The organism is Pseudomonas sp. GNP013, from assembly GCF_054343995.1.
On record NZ_JBTGUT010000001.1, the window covers coordinates 499,051 to 514,477 of the forward strand.

At 63.2% G+C, this 15,427-nt stretch carries 6 protein-coding genes and 1 rRNA gene; 5 read left to right on the top strand and 2 right to left on the bottom strand.

Annotation, left to right across the window (positions count from 1 at the left end):
* Positions 1-45 precede the first annotated feature (45 nt).
* Positions 46-161: ribosomal RNA gene (rrf, locus tag ACXX81_RS02300) — 5S ribosomal RNA — on the top strand.
* Between the two features lie 73 nt (positions 162-234).
* Here the strand turns inward: rrf and ACXX81_RS02305 are convergent.
* Entirely contained in the window at positions 235-3,303 is a 3,069-nt protein-coding gene (locus ACXX81_RS02305; RefSeq protein WP_458571140.1) for an autotransporter domain-containing protein, read from the bottom strand.
* A 214-nt stretch (positions 3,304-3,517) separates the two neighbouring features.
* Here ACXX81_RS02305 and recC point away from each other — a divergent pair, with 214 nt between their 5' ends.
* Genes recC through recD form a run of 3 tightly spaced genes read left to right on the top strand, consistent with a single transcriptional unit; the run spans position 3,518 to position 12,704 of the window.
* Entirely contained in the window at positions 3,518-6,967 is a 3,450-nt protein-coding gene (recC, locus tag ACXX81_RS02310; protein WP_458571141.1) for an exodeoxyribonuclease V subunit gamma, read from the top strand.
* Positions 6,964-10,638, top strand: a complete 3,675-nt coding sequence (recB, locus tag ACXX81_RS02315) for an exodeoxyribonuclease V subunit beta (RefSeq protein ID WP_458571142.1) — start codon at positions 6,964-6,966, stop codon at positions 10,636-10,638. The genes recC and recB overlap by 4 nt, the downstream gene beginning before the upstream one ends.
* Positions 10,635-12,704 (top strand): exodeoxyribonuclease V subunit alpha, encoded by a 2,070-nt coding sequence (recD, locus tag ACXX81_RS02320; RefSeq protein WP_458571143.1) that lies wholly within the window; start codon positions 10,635-10,637, stop codon positions 12,702-12,704. The genes recB and recD overlap by 4 nt, the downstream gene beginning before the upstream one ends.
* Before the next feature lie 126 nt (positions 12,705-12,830).
* Here the strand turns inward: recD and ACXX81_RS02325 are convergent, their stop codons facing one another.
* The gene (locus ACXX81_RS02325; RefSeq protein WP_209984807.1) at positions 12,831-13,778 is read right to left on the bottom strand and encodes a LysR family transcriptional regulator; all 948 of its coding nucleotides are present in this window, start codon (positions 13,776-13,778) and stop codon (positions 12,831-12,833) included.
* A 131-nt stretch (positions 13,779-13,909) separates the two neighbouring features.
* On the opposite strand from ACXX81_RS02325, the gene ACXX81_RS02330 reads away from it, so the two are divergent.
* The gene (locus tag ACXX81_RS02330; RefSeq protein WP_458571144.1) at positions 13,910-15,427 is read left to right on the top strand and encodes a CoA-acylating methylmalonate-semialdehyde dehydrogenase; all 1,518 of its coding nucleotides are present in this window, start codon (positions 13,910-13,912) and stop codon (positions 15,425-15,427) included.

A 15,427-nucleotide genomic window follows, 5' to 3' on the forward strand; every position in this document is an offset into this window, starting at 1 on the left:
TTTGCTGAAGCGAGGCCCTCTGGCCGCGACTCAGTACCCGAATTTCTTGACGACCATAGAGCATTGGAACCACCTGATCCCATCCCGAACTCAGCAGTGAAACGATGCATCGCCGATGGTAGTGTGGGGTTTCCCCATGTGAGAGTAGGTCATCGTCAAGATTAAATTCCGAAACCCCATTTGCGAAAGCAGATGGGGTTTTGTTTTGGGCGGTTGGAAAGTCAGGCTTTACGCTTAAAACGCCAATGTCAGCCGAGCATTCAACGACTGATCAGATGTATTGCTGCTCACCTGACCGTCATAACTCAACCCCACGCTCAAGGTATCGCTCAACCCCAGATCGACGCCCACGCCGATTATTGCTGCACTGCGAGCAATCGGTGCGCCGGCCAATTCGAAGGTGTCGCCACCACTGAAAGCGGCACGGCTCTCTGGCGTCACGTCGCCATAGGCGCGACGCCAGCCCAGCATGGCGTTAGGCTTGACCGCGACGCTGCCAGCATTCAAATGAGTGGCTGCACGTAGGCCCAGGGTACTGAAGGTGATGTGATTGTCCTGGGACTTGTTCTCCAGCGTGATCAGGTTGCTGTTCTCATCGAAGGAGTCAGTGTCCAGTCGCACATGGGCAAGGTTGGCGAAGGGTTCCAGCAGCGCGTTACCCATTTCGATGGAGTAACCCAGTTCGCCGAAGACCTGGTTGGTCGCTGCCTTGTAATCTTCTTTGAAATGCTCGGAAGAGCCCGGCAAGTCCAGCGTGCGCTTGGCCGTCAGCTCGTGCCAGGTGCGCACCGCGCCCAGGCGCAGGCCCAGTTGGCCCCACTTGGCGCCTCCATAGGCGCCCAGGTGATAGTTATCGCTGTCAGTGGAGCCGGATGCATGACGCAGGTCGAAACTGCTGCTGCTCACGCCAGCCAGCGCGCCCACGCGCCACGTATCATCGAGCGGTACATCAACGCCGAACAGCAGCCCGCTGGTATGACTGTCGAGTCCCGAGGCGTCACGGCTGCCGTCGGTTTTCCCGGTCGCGCCAATGGCTTGAGTCCACACCACGCCACGCGAAGCATCACCGACCAGTGTTTGCGCCGTGCTGCCGAATGCCTGCGCCGACTGCGATTGTTGCAAGCGATCATTCATGGCATTACGCACCAGTCGGCTGTCTTCAATCAATGCAGTCTGCGTTGAAGCATGCAGCTCATTGGACAACGCCTTGAACGTGGCTTGTGCCGTCGGCGCGTCATCCTGTACCACCTGACGCCAGAGCGCATTGCCAGCACCCGCGCTGTCCAGCCCTTGCGCGACAGCCCTGGCATTGCGGGTAGTCGCCAGGGTGGAGAAGCTCTGCGCGTTACGATCAAGCGTCAGGCCCACATCGGTAGCTGTGTAGTTCAACGTTGGGGTGAGGAATGCGAAGTTGGTTTGCACAGGCGCAAACGCACCGCTTACGCCGCCGGCTGCCGAGAGGATCGAGTAACGGCTCGCGGCCAGCCAGTGACCGCCTTCAACCAGCGACAATGTGCTGTTATTGATGTTTGCACGACCGCTGGCGACGATGCGATCAGCATTGCCGGCAGCGTCCGACTCCACCTGATAGACCGCACCCTGAGCAAGGTTGACGTCACCCTTGACGTTCAGTTGCCCGACCGAATTGCCCGGCGCCACCACGCCACCCTGAGCGACATTGATGCCGCCAACAATGCCGTTGCCACCCAGCGTTGCGCCTTGCTGCACACTGACGAGCGAGTTCCCCAGATTGCCGTTTACGGCCAGGCGCCCGGCTTGCACAGTCGTCGCGCCCGACAGACTGCTATTGCCGGTCAGGTTCAACGACCCCACCCCCCGTTTGATCAGCGCACCGTTGCCCGCCAGTGTGTTGCCGAGGGTATCGTTGGTTGACTGATCGACCACCAGTGTGGCGTTATCGGTGATCGCTCCGCTGCCGAACGCCTGAGCGTGACCGGTCAGAACCCCGCCATTGATCACCGTGCCGCCCGAGTAAGTGTTATTACCGGTCAGCAGCAGATTACCGCTGCCGTTCTTGATCAGCGCACCACTGCCGCTGATATCGTTGCGCCAGGCGTCAATGGCGTTATAGCCACCGAGGCTGGCGTCCATGTTCACTGTGACGTTGGAATTGAACGCCGCGAAACCATCGCCCGCCGCGTACAGGTTCAATCGGCCATAGCCGCCTGACTGATCGATCACCGCATAGCCCGAGGCAATTTCAGTCGTCGCCAGAATCTCGCGGCGCTGGCTCGCGTCCAGATAAGGAAAGCGCGTTTCCAACAGCACTTCGGCGCTAACCGGCACTACCGATGCCAGGTTGGTCGCCCCCACAGGATCGAATCCGTAAGTCATGCGCGACGTATACAGCGCCTTGTCCTGAGCGTGCTGAGAGGTACGGTCAGTGGCCGGGTCGATGGTCGCCAGGCAGTTATTAACATTGCCGCCGCATTGCGCAGTGAAATACGCCAGCGCCTGTGCCCGCGCATCGGCGCGCAGTTGAGCATTGGCCGGGTTGGACAAGTTATCGATGGCGAAATACGTTGCGGTAATGCGCCCACCGATCACGTCAAAAGGCGAATGCATGCCCGCTTCAATACGGTTGTCACCGATTTCCGACGCGCGCAGCATGAGTTCGCTGAAACGTTCGGGAATCGCGTAGGCCAGTGCGTAGGAAGACAAGTACGCAGCGTTGGTATGGCCGCTGGGGAATCCCGAATCGCTGGCCGGCGTCGTGCTCTTGGCCGGCCGCAGCGAAGGCTGCACCACGAACTCCAGGCTTTGACCGTCCAGGCTTTGCCGCCAGGGACGGGGATACAGATAGTGGGATTTGGCAGGCGTGGTAGACGCGTCATTACGCAACGCTCCGACCAGATCGACCACCTTGCCCAGCGCCGAAGAGGAGCTGCCGGCGCCGTTGCCTTTATCGTCGTACCTGACGGTTTTGTTGCTGTCGTCGAATTGCGTGATGGTCGTGAAAGCGCCAGCGCCTGCCTTGTAGGCAGCGCTCAACGAACCGAGCCCGCTGATGGCGCTGTAGCTCTGGTCACGGCGATCATCGAAGTAGGCGGCGGTTTCTTGCGCAACGGTACGAGCGTTGGCGCGGTCGAGCACGATTTGCAGGTTGCGCCTGAGCAATCCCTGACCCAGCGCGGTCGGCGTGCCGGTATCCCAGGTCGCGCCGGTCGTCCATAGTGTGCCGAAGCCGGACAGCAGATCGACACCGTTGATGCTGTCGTCCCCCGCACGGCTCGCTGCCTGAACCGATACGGCAAGCAATGAAAGTAGCAATGAAGACGCCATTATCTGGGCCGTTTGGGTGTTGGATCGCATAGCCTTCGCCTTCACTCTATCGGGATAAGGCGCCGACCCTAGCAAGCAGGTTTTACACGCCCATGTATGCGCAGTGACACATTTGTGGCGGCTCCCGGGGGCCTAAACCATCTCAAGCCCGCCAATAACGGCCCACAGTGCTAAAGTCGCACCCCTCGATTGTGCTTTTCCCAAGGAAGCCGTTATGCCGGATGCGACGTCCCTCAGCGCTGGGTTCATGGTGGTTCACGGCAACCGCCTGGACGAGCTGCGCAGCCTGGTGGTCAGTTGGATGCGCCGTTACCCCTTGGCGCCCCTGGAAAACGAAATCGCTCTGGTGCAAAGCAACGGTATCGCCCAATGGCTCAAGCTGGCCCTGGCCGAAGATCCGCAGGACGACGACATGGGCGGCTGCGGTATTGCCGCCGCCATCGACGTTCAACTGCCCGGCAGCTTCATGTGGCAGCTCTATCGCATGGTTTTGGGCCGCGACGAAATCCCGCCCAAATCGCTGCTCGATAAGGCGCCCCTGACCTGGCGCCTGATGCGTCTGCTGCCGGAGCTGATCGACCAGCCATACTTCGAGCCGCTGCAGCGTTTTTTGACCGACGACACCGACCTGCGCAAACGCTACCAACTCGCCGAACGCCTGGCTGACCTGTTCGACCAGTACCAGGTCTACCGCGCCGATTGGCTGGAAGACTGGGCCGCCGGCCGCCATCAATTACGCAACGGTCGAGGCGAGTCCAAACCCCTCAATCCCGCCAATTGCTGGCAAGCCGAATTGTGGCGCGCACTGCTGCTGGATGTGGGAGAGCAGGGCATGGCCCAAAGTCGCGCCGGTGTGCATCAGCGCTTCATCGAACGCATCAACAGCCTTGAGCAAGCGCCAAAGGGCCTGCCTTCGCGAGTGATCGTCTTCGGCATTTCATCACTGCCCGCCCAGGCGCTCGAAGCCCTCGCCGGCCTGGCCCGGTTCAGCCAGGTGCTGCTCTGCGTGCACAACCCTTGCCGCCATCATTGGTCCGACATCGTTGCCGACAAGGACCTGCTGCGCAACGAGTACAAACGCCAGGCGCGCAAAGCCGGCATGCCCGTCACCCTCGACCCGCAAACCCTGCACCAGCACGCGCACCCGCTGCTCGCCGCGTGGGGTAAGCAGGGGCGCGACTACATCAGCCTGCTGGACAGTTACGACGACCCCAGCAGCTATCGCGCCGCGTTCCGCGACGGTCGCATCGACCTGTTCAGCGACAGCGAGCCCACCACGCTGCTCAACCAGCTGCAGGACGACATTCTCGAACTGCGCCCTTTGAGTGAAACCCGCGAAATGTGGCCCGCCGTCGACCTGCAGCGCGATACCTCAGTCCGCTTCCACATCGCCCACAGCGCCCAACGCGAAGTCGAAATCCTCCACGACCAACTGCTCCAGCGCTTCAGCGCCGACCCCACGCTGCGCCCTCGGGGCATCATCGTCATGGTCCCCGACGTCGACAGCTACGCGCCGCATATTCGCGCGGTGTTCGGTCAACTCGAACGCAGCGATCCACGCTTCATTCCGTTCACGCTCACCGACCAGGGCCAGCGCGGCCGCGATCCGTTGCTGATTGCCGTCGAGCACCTGCTCAAACTGCCTGACAGCCGCTTCCCCGTCAGTGAAATCCTCGACCTGCTCGACGTGCCCGCCCTGCGCGAACGTTTCGCCATCAAGGAGCGAGACCTGCCCACCCTGCATCGCTGGATCGAAGGTGCTGGTATCCGCTGGGGCCTGAACGCCGAACAGCGCGCCGGCCTGGGCCTGCCGCCAGCGCTGGAGCAGAACAGCTGGCGATTCGGCCTGCGTCGCATGTTGCTCGGCTACGCGGTCGGCACCGGTATGGCCTGCGACGGCATCGAGCCCTACGACGAAATCGGTGGCCTCGATGCTGCCCTGATCGGCCCGCTGGTGGCCCTGCTCGACGCGCTCAATGACGCCCATCAAGCCCTGTCGCAAGCCGCGTCGCCGAGGGTATGGGGCGAACGCCTGCAGCGCCTGATGCAACGGTTCTTCCTGGCCAGCAGCGAACATGACGACTACCTGCTGGGCCAGCTCGAACAGTTGAGAGAAACCTGGCTGGAAACCTGTGAGTCCGTCGGCCTGCAGGACGAATTACCCCTCACCGTGGTGCGCGAAGCGTGGTTGGCCGGTCTGGATCAGGGCCGCCTGTCCCAGCGTTTCCTCGCCGGGGCCGTCAATTTCTGCACCCTGATGCCCATGCGCGCCATCCCCTTCAAGCTGGTCTGCCTGCTCGGCATGAACGACGGCGACTACCCGCGCGCGCAACCGCCGCTGGATTTCGACCTGATGGGCAGCGACTACCGTCCCGGCGACCGTTCACGCCGCGAAGACGACCGCTACCTGCTGCTCGAAGCCCTGCTCTCGGCCCGCGACCAGCTCTATATCAGTTGGGTGGGCCGCAGCATTCGCGACAACAGCGACCGGCCGGCCTCGGTGCTGATCGGCCAGTTGCGCGACCATATCGCCAGCGGCTGGCACAACCTCCAGGACGCTCCATTGCTGGAGGCCATGACCCAGGAACACCCGCTCCAACCGTTCAGCGCCCGCTACTTCCACGAAGGCGACGCGCTGTTCAGTTACGCCCGCGAATGGCAGATGCTGCACCAGGCGACCGACGCCCCACCCATCGCAGACGCACTCGCACCGCATCAGCAGGAAGAACCCCTGAGCCTCGGCCAATTGCAGGATTTTTTGCGCAACCCGGTCAAACATTTCTTCAGCCAGCGTCTGAAGGTGTTCTTCGAAGCCGCCGAAGTACCGCTGGCGGACGAAGAACCTTTCGTCCTCGACGCCCTGCAACGCTACAGCCTGAGCGACAGTTTGCTCAACGCCGCCCTGACCCGACCCGATCAGCTCGACCAGGCCCTCAGCGCCCAGGCCCTGCGCCTGCAAGGCAGCGGCCTGCTGCCCATGGTCGGTTTCGGCGAATGCCTGCGCAACGAGTTGATCGAGCCGTTGCCCGACTTGCTGCAGCGCTATCAACAATTGCTTGCGCTTTGGCCCATGCCCCACACCGGCGCAGAACCGATCAGCTTCGACTACCAGGGCATTCAACTGGACGGCTGGGTCAGCGGCCTGCATCGACGCAGTGATGGCGGGTTACTGAGCGTCACCACCATCCCCAACAGCATCGGCTCGATCAAGACACGCAAGTGGCATCGCCTGATTCGGCCCTGGGTCAACCATGTAGTGGCCTGCGCCTGCGGACTGCCATTGAGCACCGGCCTGGTCGCCAGCGACGACACCTTGCTGCTGGCCCCACTGGAAAAGGCCGCGGCCCAAGCCCTGCTCAACGACCTGCTGCTGGCCTGGCACACCGGCATGAGCAAGCCGCTGCCAGTCGCCGTCAAAACCGCGTTTGCCTGGCTGGGCCAAACCGACCCCGTCAAGGCGCAGGCGGCCGCCAGCAAAGCCTACGAAGGCGATGGCATTACCACTGATGGCGAGCGCCGTGAAAGCCCGGCACTCACCCGGCAATTTCCCGACTATGCCGCGCTCACCGCCAGCGAAGAGTTCGAAGGCTGGGCCGAAACCCTGTATCGCCCGCTGATCAATGCGTCCTGGCGATCACTCACCCGCGAGGAGGCCGGCGCATGACCCGCAAACCCCTGGCCCTGGCGTTCCCGCTCAAAGGCAGCCAACTGATCGAAGCCAGCGCCGGCACCGGCAAGACCTTCACCATTTCGGCCCTGTACCTGCGCCTGGTGCTCGGCCACGGTGGCGAAACGTCCGGTTTTGGTCACGAGTTGCTGCCGCCGCAAATTCTCGTGGTGACCTTCACCGACGCCGCCACCAAGGAACTGCGCGAACGCATCCGCATCCGTCTGGCCGAAGCCGCACGCTTTTTCCGCGTTGAAATCGAACAGCCGGACGCGCTGATCGCCGACCTGCGCGACGAATACCCGCCCGAGCTATGGCCTGCCTGCGCCAATCGCCTGGACATCGCCGCGCAGTGGATGGACGAAGCAGCCGTCTCGACCATCCACAGCTGGTGCCAGCGCATGCTGCGCGAACATGCCTTCGACAGCGGCAGCCTGTTCACCCAGACCCTGGAAACCGACCACAGCGATCTGCTGGGCGAGGTGCTGCGCGATTACTGGCGGCTGTTCTGCTACCCCCTGCACGACGACGCACTCAACTGGGTGCGCAACCACTGGGGGGGGCCGGCCGCGCTCATGCCACGGGTGCGCGCGCTGTTCGGCAGCGAGCGGCCGACCGACGAGACCCGCGAGCCGGCCGAGCTGATCAACGCCTGCCTGCAGGAGCGCCGTGAAGCGCTGATCCACCTCAAGGCGCCCTGGCAACAATGGGCAACGGAATTGCGTGAGATCTGCCTGCAGGCCGTCGCCGCCAAAGCGGTTGACGGCCGCAAGATGCAGGCCCGTTACTTCGAGCCGTGGTTCGAAAAAATCAGCGCCTGGGCTGCCGACGAAAGCCTGGAGCAGTTGGACATCGGCACCGGCTTCACGCGGCTTACCCCGGACGGCATGGCCGAAGCCTGGAAGGGCGACCCGCCGCAGCATCCCGGCATCGAGGCCATGGCCGATCTCAAAGCCCGTCTTGATGCCTTGCCGACGCCCGACGCCGCCGTGCTGCAACACGCCGCCGGGTGGGTCGGCAAACGGTTTGAAGAAGAAAAACGTCGCCGCGCCGAAATGGGCTTTGACGACATGCTGATCCGCCTCAACGCCGCCCTGCAAGCCGAAGGCGGCGAGCGCCTGGCCAGTGTGATCCGCGAGCAGTTCCCGGTGGCCCTGATCGACGAATTCCAGGACACCGACCCGGTGCAGTACAGCATCTTCGACAGCATTTACCGTATCGAAGAAAACCACCTCGACAGCGGCCTGTTCCTGATCGGCGACCCCAAGCAGGCAATCTACGCGTTCCGGGGCGCCGACATCTACACCTACCTGCGCGCGCGCAAATCCACCCTCGGCCGCCATCACACGCTGGGCACCAACTTCCGTTCCAGCCATGCCATGGTCGAGGCGGTAAACCATGTGTTCCAGCGTGCGGAAACAGGCCGTGGCGCGTTTCTGTTTCGTGAGCCCAATGGCGATAACCCGGTACCGTTCCACGCGGTGCTGGCCCAGGGCCGCAAGGAACAGTTGCAGGTCAATGGTCAGACGCTGCCGGCGCTGAACCTCTGGCACCTGCCCACCGATCAGCCGATTTCCAACGTCATCTATCGCAAGCATCTGGCTGCTGTCTGCGCGACGCAGATTGTCGAGCTGCTCAACGGTGGGCAACAAGGCACGGCAGGTTTGCGGCAGCAGGATGACCGCTTCAATGGCGTGCTGCCGTCAGACATCGCCATCCTGGTGCGCGATGGCAAGGAAGCCCAGGCTGTGCGTGCCGAGTTGGCAGCCCGTGGCGTGCGCAGTGTGTACCTGTCCGATAAGGATTCAGTGTTCGCCGCCCAGGAAGCCCACGACCTGCTGGCCTGGCTCAAAGCCTGCGCCGAGCCCGACGTCGAGCGCCCACTGCGCGCCGCGCTGGCCTGCGTCACCTTGAACCTGTCGCTGGCGGAACTGGAGCGCCTGAACCAGGACGAACTGGCGTGGGAAACCCGCGTGATGCAGTTTCGTGGCTACCGCGCGATCTGGCGCAACCAGGGCGTGCTGCCGATGCTGCGTCGCTTACTGCATGATTTCAAACTGCCGCAAACCCTGATCGCCCGCAGCGATGGCGAACGGGTGCTGACCAACCTGCTGCACCTGAGCGAGTTATTGCAACAGGCGGCCTCGGAACTCGATGGCGAGCAGGCGCTGATCCGTCACCTGGCCGAACACCTGGCGCTGTCCGGTCAGGCCGGTGAAGAGCAGATCCTGCGCCTGGAGAGCGACGAGCAACTGGTCAAGGTGGTGACCATTCACAAGTCCAAGGGCCTGGAATATAACCTCGTTTTCCTGCCGTTCATCTGCTCGGCCAAACCGGTGGATGGCAGCCGCTTGCCGCTGCATTACCACGATCAACAGGGTAAGTCCCAGGTCAGCCTGCGCCCCACCGCCGAGCTGATCGCCCAAGCCGACGACGAGCGTCTTGCCGAAGACCTGCGCCTGCTCTACGTGGCCCTCACGCGCGCCAAACATGCGTGTTGGCTCGGCATCGCCGACCTCAAGCGCGGCAACACCAGCAGCTCGGTGCTGCACCTGTCGGCGCTCGGCTATCTGCTCGGTGCCGGCGCCGCGCTGGGCGAGTCTGCCAGGCTGGCGCGCTGGTTGCTGGACCTGGCGCAAGGCTGCCCGGCGGTGCACTACACTGAGGTGCCCGACCCGCAGGACAATGTCTTCCACCCGCCGCGCAACCAGGCCACCTTGCGGGCGCCGTTGCTGCCCACGCGCAAGGCGGCGGAAAACTGGTGGATCGCGTCCTACAGTGCCCTGCGCATTGGCGACAGCATGAGCGCCGCCCCCCTCGAAGCGCCGGAAAGCCCCCAGGCCCAGAAGCTGTTCGATGACGAACGCCTCGACCCCGATGCCCCGCGCGAAGTGGCAGCGTCCGGCGGCGATATTCACCGTTTCCCACGTGGCCCTAACCCCGGGACCTTCCTTCACGGGTTGCTCGAGTGGGCCGGTGAGGAAGGTTTCGACGTGACCCCACAGGCGCTCGAAAAAGCCGTCGGCGCGCGCTGCAATCGCCGCAACTGGGAAGGCTGGATCGTCACCCTCAGCAGTTGGCTGGGCCATCTGTTGGAAACGCCGCTGCCCCTGCATGACGATCAGGTCACGCTCAGCGGTCTGCAGCACTATCAGATCGAGATGGAATTCTGGTTCGCCAGTCACAAGGTCGATGTGCTCGCCCTCGACAGGCTGGTGTGTCAGCACACCCACCAAGGCGTGTCGCGCGTGGCTGCCGAACCGGTATTGCTCAATGGCATGTTCAAAGGCTTTATCGACCTCACGTTCGAACACGAGGGCCGCTACTACGTGGCCGACTACAAATCCAACTGGCTCGGTCCCGATGATTCGGCCTACACCGTCGAGGCCATGGAACAGTCGATCCTCGAGCATCGGTACGACCTGCAATACGTCCTCTACCTGCTGGCCCTGCATCGCCAGCTCAAGGCCCGTTTGCCCGATTACGACTACGACCGGCATGTCGGCGGTGCGCTTTACCTGTTCCTGCGGGGCACCCAGGCCGCCAGCCAGGGCGCGTATTTCACCCGGCCACCGCGCGCGCTGATCGAGGGGCTTGACCTGCTGTTCCAGGGTAAATCGATACCGCCCAAGGCTGAGCCCGCGTGGGAACAAGGAGTGCTGTTATGAGCCTGTCGCCGCTACCGCTGGAGGCACTGGCGCCCTTGAACCGCGCCGCCGACCTGCTGCAACTGCTCGAACGTTGGGTCGAACGTGGCTGGCTGCGTGCGCTGGACAAAGCCTTCGTCGGCTTCCTGCATGAGCTTGATCCGCACGCCGACCCCCTGGTGTTGCTGGCGGCGGCCTTGACCAGTCACCAACTTGGCCACGGCCATGTGTGCCTGGACCTGTTCGAAACCCTCAAGGCAGCGGATTTCGCCCTGTCGTTGCCCCCCGAAGGCGACCTGCAGACCGGCGCCATGCTGCTGCCGTCGCAACTGCTCGACGGCCTTGACGGCGCCCATTGGTGCCAGGCCCTGGCGGCCAGCCCGTTGGTCGCGTTGGCCGTCGATGACAGCGAGTCCGCCCACAGCCGGCCGTTGGTGCTGGCCGGCAAACGCCTGTACCTGCGCCGTTACTGGGCCTATGAGCGGCGCATCGACACGGCGTTGCGCCTGCGCCTGGCCACCGAAGAAACCGTCTCGACCGACTTGCCCCAACGCTTGAACGGCCTGTTCGAACACGCCCCGCCGGATGGCGTGATCGACTGGCAGAAACTCGCCTGCGCCCTGGCCACCCGCGGTGCGTTCAGCATCGTCACCGGCGGCCCCGGCACCGGCAAGACCACCACCGTGGTACGCCTGCTCGCGCTGTTGCAGGCGCCCGCCGTGGAGGCCGGCAGCCCGTTGCGCATTCGTCTGGCCGCGCCCACCGGCAAGGCCGCCGCGCGCCTGACCGAGTCCATCAGCCAGCAAGTGTTGTCGCTCAATGTGCCGCAGGGCGTGAAGGACAAGATCCCGACCCAGGTCACCACCGTTCACCGCTTGCTCGGCAGCCGCCCAGGCACCCGGCACTTTCGTCATCACCTGGGCAACCCGCTGCCGCTGGATGTGCTGGTGGTGGACGAAGCCTCGATGATCGACCTGGAAATGATGGCCAACCTGCTCGACGCCTTGCCGTCTCACGCGCGGCTGGTGCTGCTGGGTGACAAGGACCAGCTCGCCTCGGTGGAGGCCGGTGCCGTGCTCGGCGACCTGTGCCGCGACGCCGAGGCCGGCTGGTACAGCCCACAGACGCGGCAATGGCTGCAAGCGGTCAGCGGCGAAGACCTCAGTGCCAGCGGCTTGCAGGAAGACCTCGACGCCAGCCATCCGCTGGCGCAACAAGTGGTGATGCTGCGTTACTCGCGGCGTTTTGGCGAAGGCAGCGGCATCGGCCAGCTGGCGCGCTGGGTCAACCAGCAAAACGCCGAACAGGCACGTGCACTGTTGGCCGCGCGCAGCCACAGCGACCTGTTCTGCGTCAGCCTCAAGGGCGAGCACGACCACGCCCTGGAACGGCTGGTGCTGGACGGGCAGGGCGATGGCGCCCAGGGTTATCGCTACTACCTGAACCTGCTGCAGTCCGCGCGCCCGCCGCTCTATACCCCACGCGAAGACCCCGCCTGGACCCACTGGGCGCAACAACTGTTGCAAGCCTTCGACGCGTTCCAGTTGCTCTGCGCCGTGCGCAAGGGCCCCTGGGGCGTGGAAGGCCTCAACCTGCGTATCACCGCCGCCTTGCGCAAAGTGAAGCTGATCGAAGGCGACGAGCAATGGTACGAAGGGCGCCCGGTCTTGATGACGCGCAATGACTACGGCCTTGGGCTGATGAACGGCGACATTGGCATCGCCCTGAAACTGCCGGAAAGTGACGGCGGCCCGCAGGTATTGCGCGTGGCCTTTCCGCGCAACGACGGCCAGGGCGGCGTGCGCTTTGTGCTGCCCAGCCGCTTGAATGATGTGGAAACCGTGTACGCCATGACCGTGCACAAGTCCCAGGGCTCCGAGTTCACCCACACTGCGCTGATCCTGCCGGATGCGCTCAACCCGGTGCTCACCAAAGAGCTGATCTACACCGGCATCACCCGCGCCAAACGCTGGTTCAGCCTGATCGAACCGCGTGGCGGCGTGTTCGAAGAAGCTGTGCGGCGCAAGGTCAAGCGCTTGAGCGGGTTGATGCTGGAGCTGGGCCTGGACACAGTAGAGGCTGACTGAACGGACCTTCCATTCTCAATCTGTAATGCAATCAAAGTGTGGGAGGGGGCTTGCTCCCGATAGCAAAGTGTCAGGCACTGATAGGTCACTGACTCACAGCCATCGGGAGCAATCCCACTCCCACATTTAATCGGCAAATCGCATCTCCCGCGTTTCCCCCATCAACAACCGCTGGTTCTGCTCCGTCACCTCACGGATGTAATCCCACAGCAGGGTGATCCGTTTGAGCTTGCGCAAATCCTCCCGGCAGTACATCCAGAACTGCCGCGTAATCGCAATCTGCTCCCCCAGCACTGGCAGCAAGCGTGGGTCCTGCGCCGCGAGAAAGCATGGCAATATCGCCAGCGACCGCCCTTGCTGCGCGGCCACGTACTGCGCGATTACGCTGGTGCTGCGCAAGCTGGCGCTGGCACCTGGCACCACGTTGGCGAGGTACAGCAACTCTGAACTGAACGCCAGGTCATCCACGTAGCTGATAAACGGATGCTCGGCCAGATCTGCCGGACGCTGGATCGGTGGGTGCCGGTCGAGGTAGTCCTGGGTCGCGTACAGCTGCAATTGGTAATCGCACAGTTTGCAGCACACATACGGCCCGTGTTCCGGGCGTTCCAGGGCGATGACGATGTCGGCTTCGCGCTTGGACAGGCTGATGAAGTGGGGCAGGGGCAGGATGTCCACCGAGATGGCGGGATAGGTGTCGACGAAATGGCTCAACTGCGGCGTGATGAAAAAACTGCCAAAGCCCTCGGTGCAGCCCATGCGCACATGGCCGGACAACGCCACGCCGGAGCCGGACACCTGCTCGCAGGCCATGTGCAACGTGCTTTCGATGGACTCGGCGTAACCGAGCAAACGCTGGCCCTCGGCGGTGAGCACGAAGCCGTTGGTGCGGGATTTTTCGAACAGCAGCGTGCCGAGGGACACTTCCAGCGAAGTGATGCGCCGCGACACCGTGGTGTAGTCCACTGCCAGGCGCTTGGCCGCAACGCTGGCCTTGCGGGTACGCGCCACTTCGAGAAAAAACTTCAGGTCGTCCCAGTTCAGGGAGCCCAGTGAGGTGATGTTTTTTTGCATATTGGACCGGCTTTTATGTGCGTTCTTATTAGAGATTTGCACATCTATACTCCAAAAACAGTCCGAACGCCTCACTTCCCAAGGCGGTTCACGCGCCTTGTCTCTGCATAACTATAAGATTTGGAGACCACATGAACGCATCCACCGACATTTCCGTGCAACGGGTCAAGCTGCTGATCGACGGTGAGTGGGTCGAATCCGGCACCACCCAATGGCAGGACATCGTCAACCCGGCGACCCAGGAGGTGCTGGCCAAAGTCCCGTTTGCCACCGCTGACGAAATCAACGCCGCCATCGACGCCGCCCATCGCGCCTTCCAGCCCTGGAAACTGACCCCGATTGGCGCGCGCATGCGCATCATGCTCAAGCTGCAAGCGTTGATCCGCGAACATTCCAAACGCATCGCCGCAGTCCTCAGCGCCGAGCAGGGCAAGACCATCGCTGACGCCGAGGGCGATATTTTTCGCGGGCTGGAAGTGGTCGAGCACGCCTGCTCCATCGGTACCCTGCAAATGGGCGAGTTCGCCGAAAACGTTGCCGGCGGTGTCGACACCTACACCCTGCGCCAGCCCATCGGCGTGTGCGCCGGCATCACGCCGTTCAACTTCCCCGCAATGATTCCGCTGTGGATGTTCCCGATGGCCATCGCCTGCGGCAACACTTTTGTGCTCAAACCGTCCGAGCAGGACCCGCTGTCCACCATGCTGCTGGTGGAGCTGGCGCTGCAAGCCGGCGTGCCGGCCGGCGTGCTCAATGTGGTGCATGGCGGCAAGGACGTGGTGGATGCGCTGTGCACCCATCAACACATCAAGGCCGTGTCCTTCGTCGGCTCGACCGCCGTCGGCACCCACGTTTATGACCTGGCCGGCAAACATGGCAAGCGCGTGCAGTCGATGATGGGCGCGAAGAACCATGCGGTGGTGCTGCCGGATGCCAACCGCGAACACACGCTCAATGCGTTGGTGGGCGCCGGTTTCGGCGCGGCGGGTCAGCGCTGCATGGCCACTTCGGTGGTGGTGTTGGTGGGCGCGGCCAAGCAATGGCTACCGGACCTCAAGGCGCTGGCGCAGAAACTCAAGGTGAATGCTGGCAGCGAAGCGGGCACGGATGTCGGCCCGGTGATCTCCAGGCGTGCCAAGGCGCGCATCCTGGCGTTGATCGAAAGCGGCGTGAAAGAAGGCGCCACGCTGGAGCTGGACGGCCGCGATATCAAGGTGCCGGGCTTCGAGCAAGGCAACTTTGTCGGGCCCACCCTGTTCTCGGGCGTGACCACGGACATGCAGATTTACACCGAGGAAATCTTCGGCCCGGTGCTGGTCGTGCTGGAAGTCGCCACGCTGGATGAGGCCATCGCGCTGGTCAACGCCAACCCGTTCGGTAACGGCACCGGCCTGTTCACCCAGAGCGGCGCGGCGGCGCGCAAGTTCCAGAGCGAAATCGACGTGGGTCAGGTCGGCATCAACATTCCGATCCCGGTGCCGGTGCCGTTCTTCAGCTTTACCGGCTCGCGCGGCTCTAAGCTTGGCGACCTCGGCCCCTACGGCAAGCAAGTGGTGCAGTTCTATACCCAGACCAAAACCGTCACCAGCCGCTGGTTCGACGACGACACGGTCAACGATGGCGTCAACACCACTATCAACCTGCGCTGA